Origin of the sequence: Salinimicrobium sp. 3283s, from assembly GCF_039602225.1 — a bacterium.
Taxonomy (GTDB): domain Bacteria; phylum Bacteroidota; class Bacteroidia; order Flavobacteriales; family Flavobacteriaceae; genus Salinimicrobium; species Salinimicrobium profundisediminis.
Map to the genome: position 1 here is coordinate 2,736,991 of NZ_CP143631.1, position 21,140 is coordinate 2,758,130.

The 21,140-nt window shown below is 42.4% G+C and carries 19 protein-coding genes and 1 pseudogene; 9 read left to right on the top strand and 11 right to left on the bottom strand.

Annotated elements, in window-relative coordinates; genetic code table 11:
* Positions 1-183: 183 nt before the first annotated feature.
* The 3 genes from VS868_RS12135 to VS868_RS12145 all read right to left on the bottom strand — a co-directional run bounded on the left by VS868_RS12135 (position 184) and on the right by VS868_RS12145 (position 3,913).
* A complete protein-coding gene (locus VS868_RS12135; RefSeq protein ID WP_345597836.1) occupies positions 184-2,547 on the bottom strand; it encodes a S9 family peptidase in 2,364 nt (787 codons plus the stop codon).
* A gap of 115 nt (positions 2,548-2,662) precedes the next feature.
* Complete coding sequence (locus VS868_RS12140; RefSeq protein WP_345597837.1) at positions 2,663-3,196, bottom strand: DUF2383 domain-containing protein; 534 nt, start codon at positions 3,194-3,196, stop codon at positions 2,663-2,665.
* Between the two features lie 231 nt (positions 3,197-3,427).
* A complete protein-coding gene (locus VS868_RS12145; RefSeq protein ID WP_266070761.1) occupies positions 3,428-3,913 on the bottom strand; it encodes a ferritin-like domain-containing protein in 486 nt (161 codons plus the stop codon).
* 156 nt (positions 3,914-4,069) lie between these two features.
* On the opposite strand from VS868_RS12145, the gene VS868_RS12150 reads away from it, so the two are divergent.
* A complete protein-coding gene (locus tag VS868_RS12150) occupies positions 4,070-4,585 on the top strand; it encodes an adenine phosphoribosyltransferase (RefSeq protein ID WP_266070760.1) in 516 nt (171 codons plus the stop codon).
* Positions 4,586-4,731: 146 nt separating this feature from the next.
* On the opposite strand, the gene VS868_RS12155 is transcribed toward VS868_RS12150, so the two are convergent.
* Entirely contained in the window at positions 4,732-4,881 is a 150-nt protein-coding gene (locus tag VS868_RS12155; RefSeq protein ID WP_266070759.1) for an SsrA-binding protein, read from the bottom strand.
* Between the two features lie 258 nt (positions 4,882-5,139).
* On the opposite strand from VS868_RS12155, the gene VS868_RS12160 reads away from it, so the two are divergent.
* The 3 genes from VS868_RS12160 (at position 5,140) to VS868_RS12170 (ending at position 9,685) form a co-directional block, all read left to right on the top strand.
* Positions 5,140-6,087, top strand: coding sequence for a calcium/sodium antiporter (locus VS868_RS12160; RefSeq protein ID WP_345597840.1), 948 nt, complete (start codon positions 5,140-5,142; stop codon positions 6,085-6,087).
* Between the two features lie 123 nt (positions 6,088-6,210).
* On the top strand, positions 6,211-8,397 hold the full coding sequence (locus tag VS868_RS12165; protein ID WP_266070757.1) for a glutamine synthetase III: 2,187 nt from the start codon (positions 6,211-6,213) through the stop codon (positions 8,395-8,397).
* A 109-nt stretch (positions 8,398-8,506) separates the two neighbouring features.
* Positions 8,507-9,685, top strand: coding sequence for an AIR synthase related protein (locus tag VS868_RS12170; protein ID WP_266070756.1), 1,179 nt, complete (start codon positions 8,507-8,509; stop codon positions 9,683-9,685).
* Between the two features lie 76 nt (positions 9,686-9,761).
* On the opposite strand, the gene VS868_RS12175 is transcribed toward VS868_RS12170, so the two are convergent.
* Both VS868_RS12175 and VS868_RS12180 read right to left on the bottom strand, forming a co-directional pair.
* Positions 9,762-10,133, bottom strand: coding sequence for a GxxExxY protein (locus VS868_RS12175; RefSeq protein ID WP_345597845.1), 372 nt, complete (start codon positions 10,131-10,133; stop codon positions 9,762-9,764).
* An 84-nt stretch (positions 10,134-10,217) separates the two neighbouring features.
* Positions 10,218-10,697: a peptide-methionine (S)-S-oxide reductase gene (locus VS868_RS12180; protein WP_306419793.1), complete on the bottom strand. Its 480-nt coding sequence runs from the start codon at positions 10,695-10,697 to the stop codon at positions 10,218-10,220.
* A gap of 200 nt (positions 10,698-10,897) precedes the next feature.
* On the opposite strand from VS868_RS12180, the gene prfA reads away from it, so the two are divergent.
* The 3 genes from prfA to VS868_RS12195 all read left to right on the top strand — a co-directional run bounded on the left by prfA (position 10,898) and on the right by VS868_RS12195 (position 13,695).
* On the top strand, positions 10,898-11,974 hold the full coding sequence (gene prfA / locus VS868_RS12185) for a peptide chain release factor 1 (protein WP_266070752.1): 1,077 nt from the start codon (positions 10,898-10,900) through the stop codon (positions 11,972-11,974).
* A 52-nt stretch (positions 11,975-12,026) separates the two neighbouring features.
* A complete protein-coding gene (gene pyrF / locus VS868_RS12190) occupies positions 12,027-12,836 on the top strand; it encodes an orotidine-5'-phosphate decarboxylase (RefSeq protein ID WP_345597851.1) in 810 nt (269 codons plus the stop codon).
* Between the two features lie 61 nt (positions 12,837-12,897).
* Positions 12,898-13,695 (top strand): helical backbone metal receptor, encoded by a 798-nt coding sequence (locus tag VS868_RS12195; RefSeq protein ID WP_345597853.1) that lies wholly within the window; start codon positions 12,898-12,900, stop codon positions 13,693-13,695.
* Here VS868_RS12195 and VS868_RS12200 read toward each other — a convergent pair.
* From VS868_RS12200 to purU, 3 genes are all read right to left on the bottom strand, one after another.
* Entirely contained in the window at positions 13,677-13,862 is a 186-nt protein-coding gene (locus tag VS868_RS12200; protein ID WP_266070749.1) for a Lacal_2735 family protein, read from the bottom strand. The genes VS868_RS12195 and VS868_RS12200 overlap by 19 nt on opposite strands.
* A gap of 408 nt (positions 13,863-14,270) precedes the next feature.
* The gene (locus VS868_RS12205; protein ID WP_345599833.1) at positions 14,271-14,975 is read right to left on the bottom strand and encodes a DUF4197 domain-containing protein; all 705 of its coding nucleotides are present in this window, start codon (positions 14,973-14,975) and stop codon (positions 14,271-14,273) included.
* A gap of 65 nt (positions 14,976-15,040) precedes the next feature.
* Complete coding sequence (gene purU / locus VS868_RS12210; RefSeq protein WP_345597856.1) at positions 15,041-15,892, bottom strand: formyltetrahydrofolate deformylase; 852 nt, start codon at positions 15,890-15,892, stop codon at positions 15,041-15,043.
* Positions 15,893-16,033: 141 nt separating this feature from the next.
* On the opposite strand from purU, the gene VS868_RS12215 reads away from it, so the two are divergent.
* Positions 16,034-19,465 carry a methylmalonyl-CoA mutase family protein gene (locus tag VS868_RS12215; protein ID WP_345597858.1) on the top strand — a complete coding sequence of 1,144 codons (3,432 nt, stop codon included), beginning with the start codon at positions 16,034-16,036 and terminating at the stop codon, positions 19,463-19,465.
* Positions 19,466-19,707: 242 nt separating this feature from the next.
* A complete protein-coding gene (locus tag VS868_RS12220; protein WP_345597860.1) occupies positions 19,708-20,172 on the top strand; it encodes a DoxX family protein in 465 nt (154 codons plus the stop codon).
* Between the two features lie 123 nt (positions 20,173-20,295).
* Here the strand turns inward: VS868_RS12220 and VS868_RS12225 are convergent, their stop codons facing one another.
* Positions 20,296-20,772: a hypothetical protein gene (locus tag VS868_RS12225; protein ID WP_345597862.1), complete on the bottom strand. Its 477-nt coding sequence runs from the start codon at positions 20,770-20,772 to the stop codon at positions 20,296-20,298.
* An 11-nt stretch (positions 20,773-20,783) separates the two neighbouring features.
* Positions 20,784-21,002 (bottom strand): annotated as a pseudogene (locus tag VS868_RS12230) (YkvA family protein); the annotation flags it as partial.
* Between the last annotated feature and the right edge of the window lie 138 nt (positions 21,003-21,140).

Sequence of the window (21,140 nt, forward strand, 5' to 3'; positions counted from 1 at the left end):
GTAAATCTGGAAGCGAAAGGCTGGGGCGAATGCAAAGAGGCTGCCCTTAAAGCTCTGTTTTGTGATCCTTTAAACGTCTCAGATATTGTATGCTTCTGAAGGTGAGTGAAGTATGCTTCTGAATAAATTCAGAATGACATTTTACAGCTTTAAAGACAGCCTCTTTTTGCCCTTTTTGGCAGGTTAATCTAACAGGGTTTCATTAAATAACTTCAGGATTCTCCTGTATTCATCGGTCCAGCTGCTTGGTTCGGTAAAACCGTGATCTTCTACCGGATACACGGCCATTTCCCAATTCTCTTTTTTAAGTTCGATGAGCCTCTGGGCTAATCTCACTACATCCTGAAAATGCACATTAACATCTATCATACCGTGTGCTATTAGCAGGTTCCCTTCAAGACCTTCAGCAAAATAAATAGGGGAAGAGCGCCTGTAGGCAATAGGGTCATTTACCGGCTCGTTGAGTATGTTTGAGGTATAGCCATGGTTGTAGTGAGCCCAGTCTGTCACTGAACGCAAAGCAGCGCCAGATTCAAATGTTTCGGCTTCAGTAAACATAGCCATGAGAGTGATGAACCCACCGTAACTGCCGCCGTAAATTCCGACTTTCTCTGGGTTTACGCCATGTTCAGCAATTAAATATTTTACACCGTCTACCTGGTCGCTAAGGTCTTTACCGCCCATATGCCTGTAAATGCCGGTGCGCCAGTCACGGCCATAACCTGCACTTCCGCGGTAATCTATGTCGAGAACCGTGTAGCCAAGATCGGCCAGCAGGTTGTGGAACATATATTCCCTGAAGTAGCTGGACCACCAGCTATGTGCGTTTTGTAAGTAACCGGCACCATGAACAAATACCACCGCAGCACCATTCTTTGCCTTGGCTGAAGGTTTGTACAACCGGGCAGGAACCATGGCACCATCTGTGGCTTCGAACTTTACAAGCTCCGGTTCTCTCCAGTTATACTGCTGAAATTCTTCAGACTGGCCTGTGGTCACCTGTTTAGCTTCGGCTGAAGCAGAAGTTTTCTTCAAATAAAGTTCCCAGGGCTTATTGGAGTACGAATATCGTATTGCCATATAATCTTCATCTGGCGACAGGGAGACTTCATTATTTCCGGTAAGTGTAGTAAGTTGCTGCATTTTACCCCCACTTACCGGCATTTTGTAAAAATGTCTCTGGCCGGCATTAACTTCCGAAGTAGTGAGATACCAGCTTTTTCCGTCATTGGAAAGAATGGGGTCAAAAACTTCAAAATCACCTTTGGTCAACTGTGTTTTTTTGCCCGAATTAACATCGAGAAGATAGAGGTGTGAATACCCGGTTTCTTCACTTTGAAAATAAATGGTCTTATTGTCGTTTAGCCAGCCAATATTACCACCACTCCAGGAATAGCCTATTCCGGGGCCGGAGATCCAGGCTTCATCTCTCTGCCTGTCCAGGGATTTCAAGCTTCCTGTTTTAGGGTCTAATGCGGCAATCCATCGATCTTTATTGTCTTTGGAGCGAATTACCATCACAGCCTTATTTCCATCATTCGAGAACCAGGCGCCGTTGGGGTACACTTCCCTTACTTCTTCTTCCCATTCTTTATCGGGATAATCTTTTACAAAATCGGGCAGATCTTTAATTCCGGGAAGATTTTCTGTATCTACTTTGAAAACAGTGTCCTTTTCCAGGTTGTACACCATGGCTTCCAGTTTTGCCTGCTCGCTGCCTACTTTGCTACGGGCAGGAAGATTCACTGTGTAACCTGTAAGATTGGTGTAATCGGGAACATCAGTATCTTTTGCTTCGGCGGTAGTGATAAGCTGAAAAGTCACATATTCGCCATTGGGGGATACCTGTAGGTTTCGCAGGTGCTTGTCGCCGGTGTAAAAGGTAAACACTTCCGGCTTTGCAGTCATGTCACGGTAAGTTTTTTGTGCTTCTTTGTTTTCTTTCCGCTTTCTTACTTCTTCGAGCAGTTGCAGGTTTTCATCTTGCAGCCATTGATCTTGTGCAGAAAGCTCTTTGTCTTTTTGCTCTTTTTGGCTACCCGTCTGGATATTGGTGAGTTGAGTGATCTTTCCCGTACTTAGATCATAAACGAATGCGTTATTGTCAAAGACGAAACTAATTTTATTTTCATTGTACAAAAACTGAGGGTCTGATAGGCTCCCGCTGAGTTCCAGTAACTTTTCCTCCTTTTTTTTACGCAGGTCGTACAGGAAGAGATCTCCATCGCGGGTGTACACCTTTTTATTGCGGACCTGGTTAAAATCCCCTCTCTGCGGAAGGAGTTTTTGCTCATCCTGCCATGAAACCTTTTCTATCTTGTTCAGGTCTTTTCTGGATATCCTGTAGAGGGAATCGGCAGGACTGTTATCGGGGTTGTAATTAAAATAAATGTATTCGCTGTGCGGGCCCCACTGCACGTTTGAAGGAAAAGTACCCATCCAGGAAGGATCCTGCATGATCTTTTCTACAGTGAGATCAGACGTTTGGGCATAGGCTGCCTGCAGGCTCAAAAATGCCAGAATGTAGAGGAAGTATTTTTTGTTCATAGGTAAGATTGAAATTGGATTGGCAATATAAAAAAACCCGAGGATAGTTTTAAAAGTAAAAGCACCCCCTGATGGACCGAAGGTGCTTTTTACACGTACATTTTATTAGCAGTTTTTAAAGGTGACTGCTCATTTCATTTTGTTGATCTTCTATTTGATCCCTGTATTTAAGCAGGCTCTTTAGAGCTTTTAACTCGAAAACACAGTTCTCAAGATAGGCTTTGTGCCTGATTAAGACCTCGCGACAGCTGCCTTCATAAATTCTGCATAAGGCTTCCTGGTATTTCTGAAGGCTTAGTTTTTTAGCCCGCAAAGCATTTTTTATGCATTTGTTCCTGCTTTCCCCGTATAACCCGGTGCGTTTTCTCACTGTATAAGAAGAAGAAGAAGAAGAAGAAGAAGAAGAAGAAGAAGAAGAAGAAGAAGAAGAAGAAGAAGAAGAAGCTGGAGCTTTTTTCCCGGTGTAGTATAGAATTTCCTCACCAAGTTCAATGGCGAATTGGGTACGCCGGGAAGCAAGGCTTTGAAAATAATTTTTTAAAGAAGCATCATCCAGGGATTCTGCCAAATCCCGAAAAAGTTTCGAACCTGCGAAGTTATCGTCTAAAAGACGCCGCAAAGTAAGTTCTCTAATTTTCCCGTTATTCATGATTTCTTGATCTATATTTCTGTCTCTTTTCCAACTCTTTTACTAACACTTTAATTTAAGCAAATTTGCTCAATCGTTTTCGTAAAATTGGATGGTTAACTCCGTTTTGACAGTTGAAGAAGAAGACGACAAAAACTTTCTTAAAAAGATGTTTTTTGAGGCATTTATTAGGATGAAAAAACAAAACCGCCTGCGAAAGTGCAGGCGGTTTTTAAGATTTCTGGTTCCAAATTAGGATTTAGCCTTTCTGTTCAGGCGATCTTCGGCCATGTCGGTGAGAAGATTGTCGGCTTTGTATTCTTCATCAAGAGTTTTTTGAAGTTTTGCAGCAATGTCGTCATGTCCCAGTTCTTTAGCATAACGTACAGCCGTACCATATCCCGAGATCTCGTAGTGTTCTACTCTCTGGGCCTCGGCAATTAGTCCTGCATCCTGCACATCTTTTTCGGTGTCTTCTTTCAGAAAAGATTCAGCTTCTTTCACAAGACCCTGCATAGCCTTACAGGTTTCTCCCGTAGGTTTAATGCCCAGTTTGTCACAAATTTCCTCGAGGCGCTTTACATGCCCCTCGGTTTCTTTTAGGTGCTTTTCAAAAGCTTTTTTAAGCTTATCATCATTGGCATTTTTCTGCAACTTTGGGAGTGCGTCTACCAGTTGGGTCTCGGCGCTGTACAAATCCTTTAGTTGATGTTCGAATAGATCTTTTAAGTTTTTCATTTTTCAGGCTTTTTTTGGTTCAGTCTAAAATATATATGGAAGAGACTTGTGCCAGTTAAATGAGTAATAAATCTTTGTTGAATTTTTACTAAAGGAGTAATGGAGGTAATGGGAAGAGACGCTTTTTTCTTATTATCTTCGCAGGAAACCGCGCATATGTTTAATATTGAAGCTTACATTAGAGATATACATGATTTTCCCAAAAAAGGGATCGTTTATAAGGATATAACACCCCTGCTGCAGGATGCCACTGCTACTAGAGAAACAGTGGCTGCTTTTTTGTCATTTTTGGAAGGTGAGAAAATAGATAAAGTTGTAGGAATAGAATCACGCGGCTTCTTTTTTGCGACACTTTTGGCGCAGGAGTTAAATGCAGGTTTTGTGCCCATTAGAAAGCCGGGTAAATTGCCCTACGATACATACCGGGAGAGCTATTCATTAGAATATGGGGAAGATACACTTGAGGTGCATAGCGATGCAATACAAAAAGGTGAAAAGATCCTTGTGCACGATGATGTGCTGGCAACGGGAGGTACTGCTGCGGCTGCGTGTAAACTGGTCGAGAAAATGGGAGGGGAAATTGTACAGTGCAGTTTCTTAATGGATCTCAGCTTCTTAAAAGGAAAGGAAAAACTGGATTCATATAAGGTGGTTTCGCTGGTTAGCTATTAGTTCGTAGTTAACAGTTAACAGTTAATAGTTAATGGTTAATGGTTAATAGTTGTAGTAAAGTTTTCCTTTTTTACCTTAAACCTTAAACCTTAAACCTTGAACCTTAAACCTTAAACCTTAAACCTTGAACCTTGAACCTTGAACCTTTAGAGTGAGTTCTTTGTGACCCAGGTTTTCCAGCCGATAAGGGCTTTCTGAAATTTAGTTGCTTTAGCCAGGTCCAGCTGTCGCTTTGAATAGCTGGGAAGAACCTTTTTGTTGATCTTCGAAAGTGTCTTGAAAAATGTCTTTTTCATGTCGGTTGGTTTCTATCAAAGATAGAAATTAGTTCCCAATTTCCCCTTTTTGAAAGGTATAGGAGCAAAATCGCCTTCCGAAGGTCTTCCCGGAAGGTGTGTCAAAAATGGCATTTTTGGGAGATCATTCAATACCGCCAATAACGAATCTCTGGTTTATTCTCTCTTAAAGTCCTGGTTTTGGTGTAGGTGAAGCTCTGCAAAACGGTTCAAACAAGCCTATTCGTTGAGAATCTCATATCTTCGCAAAAAAAATTGATGAGCATTCTATTTATTATCCTTGGTTTTATTCTGTTAGTAGTTGGAGGTGAATTCCTCGTGAGATCGTCTGTAGCGATTTCTTTGAAACTGAAACTTTCCCGAATGGTAATTGGCCTTACAGTGGTGTCCTTTGCAACCTCGGCGCCAGAGCTACTGGTGAGTCTGCAGGCCGCCCTTGAAGGATTTTCAGATATTTCCCTGGGTAATGTCATCGGCTCTAATATTGCTAACATAGGTTTGGTTCTTGGTATTACGGCCATGATCTCGCCTTTAATCATTGACCGGGAATTCTACAGGTTCAACTGGCCAATAATGATGCTTTTTTCCCTGGGGCTGTTTTATTTTCTTTCTACAGAACATATATTATCGCGCTTAGAAGGTGTTGTTTTGGTAGGGGCTATTGTGCTTTACCTTGTTTTATTGATTCGTCGCGCCCGCCGGAAACCGGAACTTCAGCCCGATGAAGTAGATCCCGATTTAAAAGTGGCTTCAAATTTTAAGGCTGTTCTTTGGTTGGTCATTGGAGGTGCTGCCCTTTATTTTGGATCAGAATTTTTGGTTTCGGGTGCGGTAGACCTGGCATCGGCTTTGGGAGTGAGTGAGAGGGTGATCTCGGTTACTATGATCGCCGTAGGAACGAGTGTGCCCGAGCTGGCAGCATCGGTCATTGCAGCTATGAAACAGGAAAAAGCCATTTCCCTTGGAAACCTGATTGGTTCTAACATTTTCAACATAGCCTCGGTGCTGGGTATTACTGCCTTAATTCAGCCTGTGGTAGTAAGTTCAGCAGAGATATTAAGCAGCGATATTCTATGGATGATTGGTATTGCTTTTATTCTGGTTCCGTTGGCTTTTCTTCCGAAGCGTTATTCATTAAACAGGTGGAAAGGTTTTCTGCTTTTTGCCGGTTATGCTGTGTTTGTAAGCCTTGCCTTTGTAGGATAGGCTTTGCCTGAGGGGTCTTCTTAAGAAAATATAAAATTTTTGTAAACATCCCCCAATTTTTTAGGGGGTGTAAACAATTATTAAATATATTTGTTGCTGTTAACCCATAAAACCAATTAATAAATGGCAACTTTAAGATTCCAGGCACTCAAGGAGACTTTGAACCGCAAACCTGTAGAAATTGAAGAAAACGAACGGCGTTCAGAACTTTTTGGCCGCAATGTTTTCAGCGAAAGCGTAATGCGACAATTTCTAACTAAAGAAGCATACCAGAGTGTAAAGGAAGCAAATGCCACCGGTAAAAAGATTGACCGTACTATTGCCGATCATATCTCTACCGGAATGAAGGAATGGGCCATTTCTAAAGGGGCCACCCACTATACACACTGGTTTCAACCCCTTACCGGAAGCACTGCCGAAAAACATGATGCTTTCTTTGAAACTATTGGTGATGGCCTTGCAATTGAAAAATTTGGAGGCGGGCAACTTGTACAACAAGAACCCGATGCTTCAAGTTTCCCGAACGGGGGGATAAGAAATACGTTTGAAGCCCGTGGCTATACCGCATGGGATCCTACTTCTCCCGCATTTATATATGGAACTACTTTGTGTATTCCCAGTGTATTCGTTTCTTACACAGGAGATGCACTGGATTATAAAACGCCACTTTTAAGAGCGTTGCAGGCTGTTGACCAGGCTGCTACCGATGTGGCAAAATATTTCGACAAAAATGTAAGTAAAGTTCAGGCTACTCTTGGATGGGAGCAGGAATATTTTCTTATAGATTCGGCTTTGGCAGCATCAAGGCCCGATATTCAGCTGGCTGGAAGAACTTTGCTGGGGCACTCTCCGGCTAAAGGTCAGCAGTTAGACGATCATTATTTTGGTTCTATTCCTTCGCGGGTACTTTCTTATATGCGCGATCTTGAAAAAGAATGTATGCTTCTTGGAGTACCTGTTAAAACCAGGCACAACGAGGTGGCACCAAACCAGTTTGAACTTGCTCCAATCTTTGAAGAAGCCAACCTGGCAGTAGATCACAACTCCCTTTTGATGGATGTAATGCATAAAGTAGCAGAGCGCCATAACTTCACCGTGTTGTTCCATGAAAAGCCATTTGCAGGCATTAACGGAAGTGGGAAGCATAACAACTGGTCTTTAAGTACAGATACAGGTGTAAATCTTTTAGGACCCGGTTCTACACCGATGAAAAATCTTCAGTTTTTGACTTTTTTCATCAATACCATAAAAGCTGTAAATGAAAATGAGGAGCTGTTAAGGGCTACAATTGCCAGCGCTTCAAATGACTTCAGGTTAGGTGCTAATGAGGCTCCGCCGGCTATCATCTCTACTTTTATTGGTTCTCAATTGACCCAGGTGCTTGACGAACTCGAAAAAGTTACCGATGGGAAACTTTCTCCGGCAGAAAAGACCGAACTTAAACTTAATGTGGTTGGAAAGATCCCTGAGATCCTTCTGGATAATACCGACAGGAACAGAACTTCATCCTTCGCTTTTACCGGGAATAAATTTGAATTCCGTGCAGTAGGCTCCACTGCAAACTGTGCAGAGCCCATGACCGCTCTAAATGCAATTGTTGCCAAGCAGCTGATAGATTTCAAGAAAAAGGTTGATGGTCTTATCAAGAATAAGAAGATGAAGAAGGATGACGCCATCTTCAATGTTCTGAGAGAATACATCAAAGACTCTAAGAATATTCGTTTTGAAGGTGATGGTTATTCCGAAGAATGGGAAAAAGAAGCCGCAAAAAGGGGTCTAAGTAACAATCGAAATACTCCTGAAGCTCTTAAAGCTCTTGTTAGCAAGAAGACGATGGATATGTATAAGGAGCTGGAGATCATGAATAATGTGGAAATTGAAGCCCGTCATGAAATTCAGTTAGAGGAATACATCATGAAAGTGCAAATTGAGAGCCGTATCCTTGGTGATATTGCCCGCAACCACGTGATCCCAACCGCGATTAGGTACCAAAACATTTTGATCAAAAACGTACGCGGACTTAAAGAGATCTTTGCTGATGATTTCAAAGAACACTCCAAAGAGCAACTCGAGATCATTAAAGAAATCTCCGAACGTATTGAGAAGATCAATTCTGGCATTACCGAAATGATCGAAGCCCGTAAGAAAGCTAACAAACTGGAGGATGCCGAAGAAAAAGCCTTTGCATACTGTAATGATGTGAAGCCATTCTTTGAGACCATTCGCTACCATTGCGATAAGCTCGAGCTGGTAATAGACGATGAGATCTGGACCTTAACCAAGTACAGGGAATTATTGTTTACCCGATAATTTGTATTCAATAGACTTATAGGCACTTCCAATGGGAGTGCCTTTTTTATTATATAAATCTACGATCAAAAAAACTAAACTAATTATCTTTGACCGTAAATCTATCTACATGAGCCAGGAAATAAGTAAAAGATATGCCGGCCGCGGAGTTTCTGCCGGGAAAGAAGACGTGCACAATGCCATTAAGAATGTCAATAAAGGGCTTTTTCCAAAAGCATTTTGCAAAATTGTGCCCGATCATCTCACAGGTGATGAAGATTATTGCCTCATCATGCACGCCGATGGCGCTGGTACAAAGTCTTCCCTGGCCTATATGTACTGGAAAGAAACAGGGGATCTTGAGGTGTGGAAAGGAATAGCCCAAGATGCATTGATCATGAATATTGATGACCTGCTGTGCGTTGGTGCGGTAGATAACATCATGCTTTCTTCTACAATTGGTCGTAACAAGAACCTGGTGCCGGGTGAAGTGATCTCTGCCATTATCAATGGTACCGAAGAATTGCTCCATGATCTCAAAGGCTTCGGAATAAAAATCCATTCTACCGGCGGCGAAACTGCCGATGTTGGTGATCTTGTACGCACCATTATTGTAGATTCTACCGTGACTGCACGCATGAAGCGGAGTGATGTGATAGACAATGCAAACATTAAACCGGGAAATGTGATCGTTGGACTGGCTTCTTTTGGACAGGCAACTTACGAAAAAGAGTACAACGGTGGCATGGGCAGTAACGGACTCACCTCTGCACGTCACGATGTCTTCGGAAAGAGTTTAGCTCAAAAATATCCTGAAAGTTTTGATGCTTCAATTCCCGCTGAATTGATCTACAGCGGCTCAAAAGACCTCACCGATGCAGTTGAGGGCAGTCCGCTGGATGCTGGTAAACTTGTGCTTTCTCCTACAAGAACATATGCTCCGGTAATTAAAAAGATCCTGGAAAAGTACTCTAAAAATGACATTTTTGGCATAGTTCATTGCAGCGGGGGCGCACAAACCAAAGTCCTGCATTTTGTAGATAACGTTCATGTAGTCAAAGACAATCTATTTGAAGTTCCGCCTTTATTCAAACTCATTCAGCAGGAAAGCAAAACCGAGTGGAAGGAGATGTACCAGGTGTTCAATATGGGACATAGAATGGAATTATATGTTGATGAAAAAGTAGCTGAAGATATTATTGAAATTTCAAAATCATTCAACGTAGATGCCAAAATAGTGGGTAGGGTAGAAGCTTCAGAAGAGAAAAAATTGACAATTAGAAGTGAGTTTGGGGAGTTTGAATACTAATAGGTTTTCAATTTTCACACGAAGCAAAATAAGATTAAATAAGGGCACAGAGAAATTGAAGGAAAAATTGATTTTTTCAATTAACTATTCGGTGAATGCCATCTTTGAGCATTTTTGTATTGAAATTTATTAGTAGACCCACTTTTAATTCCGAAAGTTTTAAATAAGTGAGTAATTGTGCAAAATGTACAGGAGCAAGATTTTCTAGAGATTTTACTTCAATGATTATTTTACTCTCAACCAGTAGGTCAATTCTGTAGCCTACATCCATTTTAATTTCTTTATAGAAAAATGGCATGGGATGTTGTTGTTTCACTTCCAAACCGGCAGCACGTAAGTCATAAGCTAAAGCATTTTCATAAGTCGATTCTAACAGGCCCGGCCCCAAAATTTTGTGAAGCTCAAGTGCAATTCCAATGATCCGGTATGATAAATCCTGTTCCTTCATTATTCTAAAGTACAACAGTTTCTTCTTAACTGCCTTTCTTTGTGATCTTCATTTATTTTGCTTCGTGCTCTTCGTGTGAAAATTTTAATTGCGCCCTTTGCGAGAAATTTTGTCCAGAACCTCCAACTTCGGTTCAATATATCTCCTACAAAAAGGAGCATCCGGATTTTTTCGGTAGTAATCCTGTATCTGCTCCCTCGAAGCCTTAAATTCATTGAACGCCAATACCTGCGTCACCAGGAGTTCCTTAAATTGCTGCTGAAGTTTTTTCAGGATCTTTCTAATTTCCACTTCATCTTCCGAAGAGAAAAAGTAAACAGCACTACGATATTTATCCCGAAACGAATGATTTGAAGTGGAATTGTGCGTATGAAGATGCACCTCTAAAAGCCGCTCCAAATTTGTCATTTTTGGAAGGTAATGCACAATGACAGCTTCAGAGAATGTATCGGCTGGAGCTTCAGAAGCAATATATCCCTGCTCCACCTTCAGCACGCCTTCCACCGACTGGAAAACTGCTTCGGTACACCAGTGACAACCTCCGCCCAGGCCTATTTTGTTCATTTTACTCATTGTTCTAAAGATACAAAAGAAGCATCATTTAGAATTACTTTGCGATCTATGCGCTTTTTCCTTTGCAGACTCTGCGAGAAATATCTTCGCAATATCGAACATGTCCTTGCTGAATAATTTTTATCTCCAGCACAAATCCTTTTCAGAAATCCGACAGATTTATCGTAAATTTGCTGCTTTAAGGAGATGTTATGATCGAGAAATTGAATATTGTGAAGCAGCGTTTTGACGAGGTGAATGACCTGATCATTCAGCCCGACGTGATTGCCGATCAAAAGCGCTATATAGAGCTAAATAAAGAATACAAGGAGTTAAAGAAATTGATGGACGTTCGCGCCGAGTACGTGAGCCTTATCGAGAATAAAAAAGAGGCCGAAGAGATCATCGCCGATGGCAGTGATCCCGAGATGACAGATATGGCCAAACTTCAACTCGAAGAAGCCAAAGAGCAGATTCCCGGAATGGAGGAGAAGATAAGGATGATGCTTGTGCCAAAAGATCCCGAAGACGCCAAGAACGTGGTGATGGAGATTCGTGCCGGTACCGGCGGGGACGAGGCCAGTATTTTTGCAGGAGATCTTTACCGCATGTACACTAAATATATTGAAAGCAAAGGCTGGAAACACCAGATCGTTGACTTTAGCGAGGGTACCAGCGGCGGATTCAAAGAAATCATTTTTGACGTGACCGGCGAAGATGTCTACGGAACATTAAAATTTGAAGCCGGGGTACACCGTGTGCAACGGGTACCGCAAACTGAAACCCAGGGGCGGGTACATACCTCTGCCGCTACGGTTATGGTATTACCAGAAGCCGAAGAATTTGATGTGGAGATCGATCCAAAAGAGGTGCGAATTGACTATTTCTGTTCTTCAGGACCAGGTGGGCAGTCGGTGAACACCACTTATTCCGCGGTGCGTTTAACTCACATCCCTACAGGATTGGTGGCGCAGTGCCAGGATCAAAAATCCCAGCATAAGAACAAGGAAAAGGCATTCCGCGTGTTGAGGTCAAGGCTTTATGAGCAGGAGCTGGCCAAGAAAATGGAAGCCGATGCAGCCAAGAGAAACTCTATGGTTTCCAGCGGAGACAGGAGTGCAAAGATCCGAACTTACAATTATGCACAGGGCCGTGTAACCGATCACCGAATTGGTCTTACCCTTTACGATCTTGGGAACATCATCAACGGAGATATCCAGAAGATCCTCGACGAATTACAACTAGTAGAAAACACAGAAAAACTGAAAGAGAATTCCGACGTTTTTTAGAACATAATTCCAAAAGCTGCCGCACTCCGGCAGCTTTTTTTATTTCCAGCCAATGACCACTTCCCAGCTTACCGAACAAATACGCCTCAAAAAGTCCTTTTTATGCGTGGGGCTTGATGTAGACCTTGAGAAGATTCCTCAACATCTTTTAAAAGAAGAAGATCCTGTTTTCGCTTTTAACAAGGCCATTATTGATGCCACCCATCACCTGGCTGTGGCTTACAAGCCCAACCTGGCTTTTTACGAAGCACATGGAATAAAGGGCTGGAAAGCACTGGAAAAAACCATTAACTACCTGAACGAAAATCATCCCGATATCTTTACCATTGCCGATGCAAAAAGGGGGGATATTGGCAATACTTCGGGCATGTATGCAAAGGCCTTTTTTGAAGATTTGCAGTTTGATTCGGTCACCGTGGCCCCTTACATGGGGAAAGATTCCGTAGAGCCATTTTTGGCCTATGAAGATAAACACACCATTTTACTGGCCCTGACTTCTAACGCAGGGGCGTATGATTTTCAGACACAAACCATAAATGGCGAGGAACTTTATAAAGAAGTGATCAAAACCTCTAAAAAATGGAATAACGGGCAAAATCTCATGTACGTAGTAGGTGCTACAAAGGCCGAATACCTGCAGGAGATACGCAAGATTATTCCTGAAAGTTTCCTCCTGGTGCCGGGAGTTGGCGCCCAGGGTGGAAGTTTGGCGGAAGTATGTAAGTTTGGAATGAACCGCAATGTAGGCCTGCTAATAAATGCGTCCCGTGCTATTATCTATGCTTCGGAAGGAATGGATTTTGCTGAAGCAGCTGCAAGCGAAGCAGAAAAACTACAGCAGGAAATGGCAACATTCTTATAGATATTTCTTCGGAAGAAAACCTGTCAAAAATGCCATTTTTGACATCTCATTTTCTTAGTTCATGAAAGTATTTTACGATCAGTTAAACCGGAAGATTGAGCTGAAGGAAGTTCCGCAGCGAATTGTGAGCCTGGTGCCCAGCCAGACTGAATTGCTGGTTGATCTTGGGCTTGAGCAGCAAATTTTGGGAATAACTAAATTCTGTGTACATCCTGAAGACCTTCGGAAGCAGAAAAAAGTGGTGGGAGGCACCAAGCAGGTGCATTTTGACCGCATAGCAGCCCTGGAACCCGATATCATCCTCTGTAATAAGGAAGAAAATACCCGGGAAATGGTAACGGAGCTTGAAAAGATCGCTCCCGTTCATGTTTCAGATATCTACACTATAGATGATTCCCTCGAACTCATCAGGCAATACGGCGAAATCTTTAAAGTGACCGGCAAAGCTTCAGAAATAATTGAAAAGATTCGGCTTGAAAAAGCTAGTTTTCAAGAATATTTAAGAGACTTTCCGGAGCGAAAAGTAGCGTATTTTATCTGGAAAAATCCGTGGATGGTGGCAGGGAAAGATACTTTTATAGATCACCTGCTGGAACTTAACCGCTTCAAAAATGCCTTTTTAGAAGAAGATTCCCGTTACCCTGAAATATCACTGGAACAGCTCGATGAAAGAGAGGTGGAGGTGGTGCTGCTTTCTACAGAACCATTTCTTTTTAAAGAGAAAGATGTAGAAGCTTTGAAAAAAGAAGTGAAGTTGGGCTGCATCCAGGTTGTGGACGGGGAATACTTTAGCTGGTATGGGTCGCGCCTTAAGGCTGCTTTTACCTACTTTAGGAAAGTTCAGGCTGTTTTATCCTGACTCTGCTCCATACGACGGATCTCTTTTAAGATCTTGCACGCCTTATCATTGAGCATGTCACTTCGCAGCTTATCCACTAAAGCGAGCTCAAAAGAACGGCGCATGAGAAAACAGTACTTCTCACGAAGCCTTTCCAACGTAGATCTGGGTTCAAATAATCGAAACATATACTTATATTAATACTGCAAAGATATCCTGCAGTTTTTCGAAGAATTCATAACTGAAAGTTAACTTAATGGTAAAACTGTGTTGAACCCTGGTCTCTCTTGTTAAAAAGTTATAAGGCAGACTCATAGAGTTGAGGTTCTACAAGGGTTTAAAGGAATTATTCACTGTTCATAACCCCATTTTTCAATGAGTAATGCTTAAGGTATAGGGAGTAAATTTTAAATTACTGTTCCTCCTTAAAATGCCATTTTTGGAACCTCTTTCTAACCTTTAGGTAATTAAAGATTTTCAGCGCGCAACCTGCAACAGGAAAAACCCGCAACTCGCAACAGCAATGCTTCAACAGAATCGAGACTTTTTGTACAGCTAAAATGGATTAAACTTTAATCCTTAAACCTTAGTCTTTTCTAGTCCTGCAAAGCAAAAACCCGTTTCAGCAGATTGGTGGTACGGGCAGAAAAGTCGTTCCTTATTTCCTTTTCTTCAACTGCGATCATGGTATAAACCCCTTCAAGAGCTTGTTGTGTCACATAATCGGCAAGATCGGGATTGACGTTATTGGTAAGCGGAATGGCGTTATATCTTTCAATAATTTTTGTCCATACCTGGGTGGCTCCCACTTTTTCAAGGGAATTGGTGATCACAGGGTTGAATTTTGAATAGAGTGGTTCTGTGGTTTTATTGGCAAGGTAAGTTGTTGCGGCAATGTCGTCTCCCAGTAAGATATTTTTAGCATCGGTGAAGGTAATTTGCTTTACGGCATCTACAAAAATAGGTGTGGCTTTCTGTACCGCATCTTCAGCGGCCCGGTTGAGCACACGTAAACCTTCATCGGCCAGAGAACTCAACCCAATGTCGCGTAGGGTTTGATCTACTTTTTGTAATTCGGGAGGAAGCCCAATGCGCACCAGTTCATTTTTAAAGAAGCCATCCTCCTGTGTTAGTTTGGTCACCTGCTTGTCTATCCCAAAATTGAGCGCCTGTCGCAGGCCTGCGGCTACTTCGGCATTAGAAATTCCTGTTCCTTCCTGTGGAAGCGAATCGGCTATTTGTTGTAATTCGGCACAGCCGAACAAAAGCGGGAGAAATATAAGGGTTACATATTTTTTCATCATAATTTTTTTTCAAAGATAGTTATTAAAAAACCCGCTTTTTTCCGGGCGAATTTTACTCTTAATTAAATAAATACTATGGTCTTGTTATTGTACACGAGCGTTTTTCGGTCAATATGTAATTTTATCGCCCTTGCCAGAACTATTTTTTCCAGGTCCCTGCCTTTAAGGATAAGATCTTTTATAGAATGGGTGTGAGAAATTCGGGTAATATCCTGTTCAATAATTGGCCCCTCATCTAACTGGGCGGTGACGTAATGTGAAGTAGCACCAATGATTTTTACTCCGCGTTTATAAGCAGAATGATAAGGTTTGGCCCCTGCAAAAGCCGGCAGGAAAGAGTGGTGGATATTGATAATGCGATTTGGATATGCTTCGATAAGCCCATCGGGAATAATTTGCATATATCTGGCCAGAACAAAAAAGTCTATTTTTTCCTGTCGCAGCAATTCTAAATGTCTTTTTTCAGCTTCGGGTTTATTGTTTTTGGTAACGGGGACATGATAAAAAGGAATATCAAATTTTTCGGCTGTAGAACGCAAGTATTCGTGGTTGCTAATGATCAAAGGAATATCTACGGGAAGTTCCCCGGCTTTGTGTCTTCCCAAAAGGTCATAAAGGCAATGGTCATATTTTGATACAAAAATGCCCATTCTCAATTTAGCTTCTGCTGAATATATTCGCCAAAACATTTGATATGGCACTGCGAGTTCTTCAGAAAATGCTTGCTTAAGCGAGTCAATATTTGTAGCATCTAAAAATTCACATTCCAGCCTCATTACAAATATTGAATTTTCTACATCTACATATTGATCAATGTATACTATGTTTCCTTTACGATTAAAAATGAAGGAGGTGACCTTTGAAATAATTCCGGCTTTATCGGGGCAATGAATTAAGAGTATGAAACTTGACATGGCTTATATTTGGGCCTTTAAAAGTAGATAAATCATAGCATTTGCACTAATACGAGGTAGACTTTGTGCTATTTGTAAATCTAGTTACCAACTATTTCAATTTTCGTAAATTGCATGCTTAAATAGATCATAAAATTGAACATGGAACAACAAGCTCCTTATAAACCTAATAATAAAGTAAGAATTGTAACCGCAGCTTCGCTCTTTGACGGGCATGATGCCGCCATAAATATTATGCGCCGTATCATCCAGTCTACGGGAGTAGAGGTAATTCACCTGGGGCATGACCGCAGTGTGGAGGAGGTGGTGAATTGTGCAATCCAGGAAGATGCCAATGCCATTGCCATGACCTCCTACCAGGGCGGGCATACCGAATACTTTAAATATATGCACGATCTGCTTAAGGAAAAAGGGGCCGGGCACATCAAGATCTTTGGCGGCGGCGGCGGTGTAATTCTGCCTGAAGAGATCAAAGAGCTTGAAGAATATGGCATCACCAGGATATATTCTCCCGATGACGGCCGCGAACTTGGGCTGCAGGGAATGATCAACGACCTGGTGAAAAAATCTGATTACCCGCTGGGGGACAGCCTCAACGGGGAGGTAGAAGAGTTGGAGAAGAAAACCCCGGGAGCTATTGCTAGGGTGATTTCGGCTGCCGAGAATTTTCCTGAAGTTGCCAAAGAAACTCTTGATAGAATCCATTCTGAAAATAAAGAAAAAGAGATCCCCGTGCTGGGAATTACCGGAACAGGTGGCGCCGGAAAATCTTCTTTGGTAGATGAGCTTGTGCGGCGCTACCTTATGGATTTTCCTGAAAAAACCATAGGGATTATTTCTGTAGACCCTTCCAAAAGAAAAACTGGCGGAGCCCTTTTAGGAGACCGTATCAGGATGAATGCGATCAACAATCCGCGGGTATATATGAGGTCTTTGGCTACCCGTCAATCTAATCTTGCCCTGTCAAAATATGTTGCTGAAGCCATTGAGGTGCTAAAAGCCGCGAGTTATGACCTTATTGTTCTGGAAACTTCGGGAATTGGGCAAAGTGATACAGAGATCCTGGAGCATTCTGATGTTTCACTTTATGTGATGACGCCCGAATTTGGGGCAGCTACTCAGCTGGAAAAGATCGATATGCTCGACTTTGCCGATCTTGTAGCGATCAACAAATTCGATAAACGTGGTGCTTTAGACGCCCTTCGCGATGTGAAAAAACAATATCAGCGCAACCACGGATTGTGGCATGAAAACCCTGATAGTCTTCCTGTTTTTGGAACTATTGCTTCTCAATTCAACGATCCCGGTATGAACACGCTTTACAAGCAGATCATGGACAGGATCGATGAGAAAGTTGGAAGTAAGTTTAGTTCTACTTTCAACATCTCAAAGGAAATGAGTGAAAAGATCTTTGTGATCCCGCCAAACAGGACGCGATATCTTTCTGAAATTTCAGAAAATAACCGCAGCTATGATGAAAAAGCGGCCTCACAGGCTGAAGTTGCTCAAAAGCTCTACGGAATATATAAAACCATTGAATCGGTAACCGGAACTAAGGTCGGTCTAAATCAATACGGATTCGAAGAAGATGAGCTGAAGGATGCCACAACTTCAGATAATTCTGAACTTACAAACCTTCTGAAAAAGGAATTTGACCGGGTGAAAATGGATCTTGATCCTTACAATTGGGAGATCATTACCGGGTGGGATGAGAAGGTCAATAAATATAAAGATCCAATTTATTCCTTTAAGGTAAGGGATAAGGAGATAAAGATCGAAACCCATACAGAGTCCCTTTCCCATACCCAGATCCCGAAGGTTGCATTACCAAAATACCAGGCCTGGGGTGACATTTTAAGGTGGTGCCTGCAGGAAAATGTGCCGGGAGAATTCCCTTATACTGCCGGATTGTATCCTTTTAAAAGACAGGGGGAAGATCCTACCAGGATGTTTGCGGGAGAAGGTTCGCCGGAACGTACCAACCGCCGATTCCATTACGTGAGTATGGGCTTACCGGCAAAGCGACTTTCTACGGCATTTGATTCGGTCACGCTCTATGGAAACGATCCCGACCATCGCCCTGATATCTACGGAAAGATAGGGAATGCCGGAGTTTCCATCTGCTGCCTCGATGATGCGAAGAAGTTATATTCAGGCTTTGATCTTGCCGACCCTATGACTTCTGTAAGTATGACCATTAACGGCCCTGCGCCAATGTTGCTCGGTTTTTTTATGAACGCTGCAATAGATCAGCAGTGTGAGAAATACATCAAAGAGAACGGTCTTGAGAAAGAGGTGCAGGAAAAGATCGATAAGATCTATGCTGAAAAAGGAATGGGGCAGCCAAAATACAGAGGCGAACTCCCGGAAGGAAATGACGGGCTCGGACTCATGTTATTGGGTGTGACCGGGGACCAGGTGTTGCCGGCAGATGTTTATGCAGATATTAAAAAAAGGACCCTTAGCCAGGTGCGGGGAACTGTACAGGCAGATATCCTGAAGGAAGATCAGGCGCAGAACACCTGTATCTTTTCAACAGAATTCGCTTTGAGATTGATGGGTGACGTGCAGGAATATTTTATTCAGGAAAATGTGCGGAATTTCTATTCAGTTTCTATTTCAGGTTATCACATCGCTGAAGCCGGCGCTAACCCAATTACGCAGCTGGCACTTACCCTTGCCAACGGATTCACCTATGTAGAATATTACCTGAGCAGGGGAATGGATATCAATAAATTCGGGCCGAATTTATCGTTCTTTTTCTCTAACGGAGTTGATCCCGAATATGCGGTGATTGGAAGGGTAGCGAGAAAGATCTGGTCAAAAGCACTGAAGTATAAATACGGAGCCAATCCGCGGGCGCAGATGCTGAAGTATCACATCCAGACTTCCGGAAGATCCCTGCACGCACAGGAAATTGATTTTAATGACATAAGAACCACGCTTCAGGCGCTTTATGCAATTTATGACAACTGTAATTCTTTGCACACTAATGCTTACGATGAAGCTATTACCACGCCTACAGAGGCTTCAGTAAGAAGAGCGATGGCTATACAATTGATCATCAATAAAGAATTGGGATTAACAAAGAATGAGAATCCAATCCAGGGGGCATTTATAATAGAAGAACTTACCGATCTTGTGGAAGAAGCAGTACTTCAGGAGTTTGACCGCATCACCGAAAGAGGAGGAGTTCTTGGTGCAATGGAAACTATGTACCAGCGGAGTAAAATTCAGGAGGAGAGTCTTTACTACGAAACCCTGAAACACAATGGAGATTTCCCGATCATTGGAGTAAATACTTTCCTTAGCTCTACAGGTTCGCCAACTGTGACTCCCGGGGAAGTAATCCGTGCCACCGAAGAGGAAAAACAGAGTCAGATTCAAACGTTGCAGGACCTGCATGAGGCGAAGAAGGAACTGGAACACGAAACCCTCGAAAAGGTGAAAAATGCAGCCATTCAGAATGAGAATATTTTTGAGGTGCTTATGGAAGCTACAAAGGTTTGTTCGTTAGGACAGATCACTACAGCTTTATTTGAAGTAGGAGGGCAGTACAGGAGAAATATGTAAGCAGAGAGCCGATGTGCGACAGCGACGCCGGGAGCCTGTTGAAAATTTATATTCAAACCTCACTGGTTTTAAAAACCTGTGAGGTTTTTTTGTTGTTTATTTCTACGAAACCTAACAGGTCTCTAAGACCTGTTAGGTTTTATTCATTTCCGAAGAAAGTCTTTGATCAGCCTGTCGAGTTTCTAAACTCAAGTAGGGTATTCTTCCATTTTGTACTTTTATTTGGACAAACGCCAACTCACATGAATTCACAAAAGTTTCTTCACACTGATGCTCAAAGCACCACTATTCTCATCAGGATCATGGTAGGTGCTGTATTTTTTGTTGAAGGCATTCAAAAATTCCTTTATCCTGAAATGCGTGGTCCGGGCCGATTCGCCAAAATAGGCTTTCCGGAACCGGAGATCCTTGGGAACCTGGTTGGATTTTTGGAGGTAGCTGCAGACATCCTGCTTCTCATGGGCTTATTAACGTGTGGGGCTGCTTTGACTACTTTACTCATAATGACTGTTGCTATTATTACGACAAAAATACCTATTGGCTTCGGGGAAAGCTTTGGACCTTTTGTACTACGGGATCTAAAAACCTACGGATTTTGGAGTATGGCTCACGAAATGCGTACCGATTTCGCGATGTGGCTGGGTTCCCTGTTTCTCATGATAAGGGGAGGTGGGTGCTGGTCGGTAGATAGATATCTTTCAAAATAACAGACTTAAGAGGAAGAGATGACTATTTCTTGATTAACCTGAACCAAAAAAAAGGTATCTCAAAAATGCCATTTTTGAGATACCTTTCTGTAACTCTTAAAATCTTCAGAAGTAAAATTTGCGCTATTCTTCGTCGTCAAATGGGTTATCAAAAGGAATATTGTCATCTGGGTCTACATCATCATAATTCACTCCCGGCGGATTAAATAATCCCCAGCGGTCAATTATGTAATTCCATTGGTCAAAATTCTTTACCCATTCTGCGAAAAGCACCCGGAATTCTTCAACCTCTCCTCTTAGCATTTCCAGATATTCAACTTCCTTAAAACCTTCCATGACAAACCCATTACAACCTACAGAGATTTCGCGGGCGCATTTTCGAATGATCGCTGCATTCTCCATCTTTATGTCATAGAGGTCGACACCTTCTGCTCCGGCTATTTTAGGCGCGAGCTGTAGAGCATCGGTATACATATTATGGGCTACCGCAGTAGTGAATTCGTCTTCTTCGGGAACCAGTTGTATTATGCGCTCTACAATTTCAAGAATTTCCATTGCCTTACGGTACAATGGCATACGCTCCAGTTTGTCTTTATTCACAACGCAGGGCGTTAGGCTGGAGACTCGTCTTCAATGTTACTGGCGGAATTGTCCTGGTGAAGTTTCCACTTCTCGTAATCCACGAGATCATCACTTACCAGTGCAAGGCAGGCCGCAATTACTCCTGCATCATCAAGAAAACCGGCGACGGGAATAAAATCGGGGATGAGGTCCAGGGGCATGAGTACGTAGAGCAAAGCTCCCACAACTGCAGCAATAGTTTTCCAGGGCACTTCCCTGTAATTGCCGTTCCAGTAATCCCGAACCAGGCTAAACATGCTTTTTGCCTTGGCCAGGTATCCGCTCATCGATTCGTTGTTACGGAATTTGTCTTCAATTTTTTGCTCTTTTGCAAGTACCTTTTTAAG

Coding starts and splice junctions, on each gene's coding strand:
- VS868_RS12200 (WP_266070749.1), bottom strand. CDS start 13,862: ATGTTTCGATTATTTGAACCCAGATCTACGTTGGAAAGGCTTCGTGAG.
- VS868_RS12205 (WP_345599833.1), bottom strand. CDS start 14,975: ATGAAAAAATATGTAACCCTTATATTTCTCCCGCTTTTGTTCGGCTGT.
- VS868_RS12170 (WP_266070756.1), top strand. CDS start 8,507: ATGAGCCAGGAAATAAGTAAAAGATATGCCGGCCGCGGAGTTTCTGCC.
- VS868_RS12150 (WP_266070760.1), top strand. CDS start 4,070: ATGTTTAATATTGAAGCTTACATTAGAGATATACATGATTTTCCCAAA.
- prfA (WP_266070752.1), top strand. CDS start 10,898: ATGATCGAGAAATTGAATATTGTGAAGCAGCGTTTTGACGAGGTGAAT.
- VS868_RS12180 (WP_306419793.1), bottom strand. CDS start 10,697: ATGAACAAAATAGGCCTGGGCGGAGGTTGTCACTGGTGTACCGAAGCA.
- VS868_RS12155 (WP_266070759.1), bottom strand. CDS start 4,881: ATGAAAAAGACATTTTTCAAGACACTTTCGAAGATCAACAAAAAGGTT.
- VS868_RS12140 (WP_345597837.1), bottom strand. CDS start 3,196: ATGAATAACGGGAAAATTAGAGAACTTACTTTGCGGCGTCTTTTAGAC.
- VS868_RS12220 (WP_345597860.1), top strand. CDS start 19,708: ATGAATTCACAAAAGTTTCTTCACACTGATGCTCAAAGCACCACTATT.
- VS868_RS12145 (WP_266070761.1), bottom strand. CDS start 3,913: ATGAAAAACTTAAAAGATCTATTCGAACATCAACTAAAGGATTTGTAC.
- VS868_RS12160 (WP_345597840.1), top strand. CDS start 5,140: ATGAGCATTCTATTTATTATCCTTGGTTTTATTCTGTTAGTAGTTGGA.
- VS868_RS12165 (WP_266070757.1), top strand. CDS start 6,211: ATGGCAACTTTAAGATTCCAGGCACTCAAGGAGACTTTGAACCGCAAA.
- VS868_RS12175 (WP_345597845.1), bottom strand. CDS start 10,133: ATGAAGGAACAGGATTTATCATACCGGATCATTGGAATTGCACTTGAG.
- purU (WP_345597856.1), bottom strand. CDS start 15,892: ATGTCAAGTTTCATACTCTTAATTCATTGCCCCGATAAAGCCGGAATT.
- VS868_RS12135 (WP_345597836.1), bottom strand. CDS start 2,547: ATGAACAAAAAATACTTCCTCTACATTCTGGCATTTTTGAGCCTGCAG.
- VS868_RS12215 (WP_345597858.1), top strand. CDS start 16,034: ATGGAACAACAAGCTCCTTATAAACCTAATAATAAAGTAAGAATTGTA.
- VS868_RS12195 (WP_345597853.1), top strand. CDS start 12,898: ATGAAAGTATTTTACGATCAGTTAAACCGGAAGATTGAGCTGAAGGAA.
- pyrF (WP_345597851.1), top strand. CDS start 12,027: ATGACCACTTCCCAGCTTACCGAACAAATACGCCTCAAAAAGTCCTTT.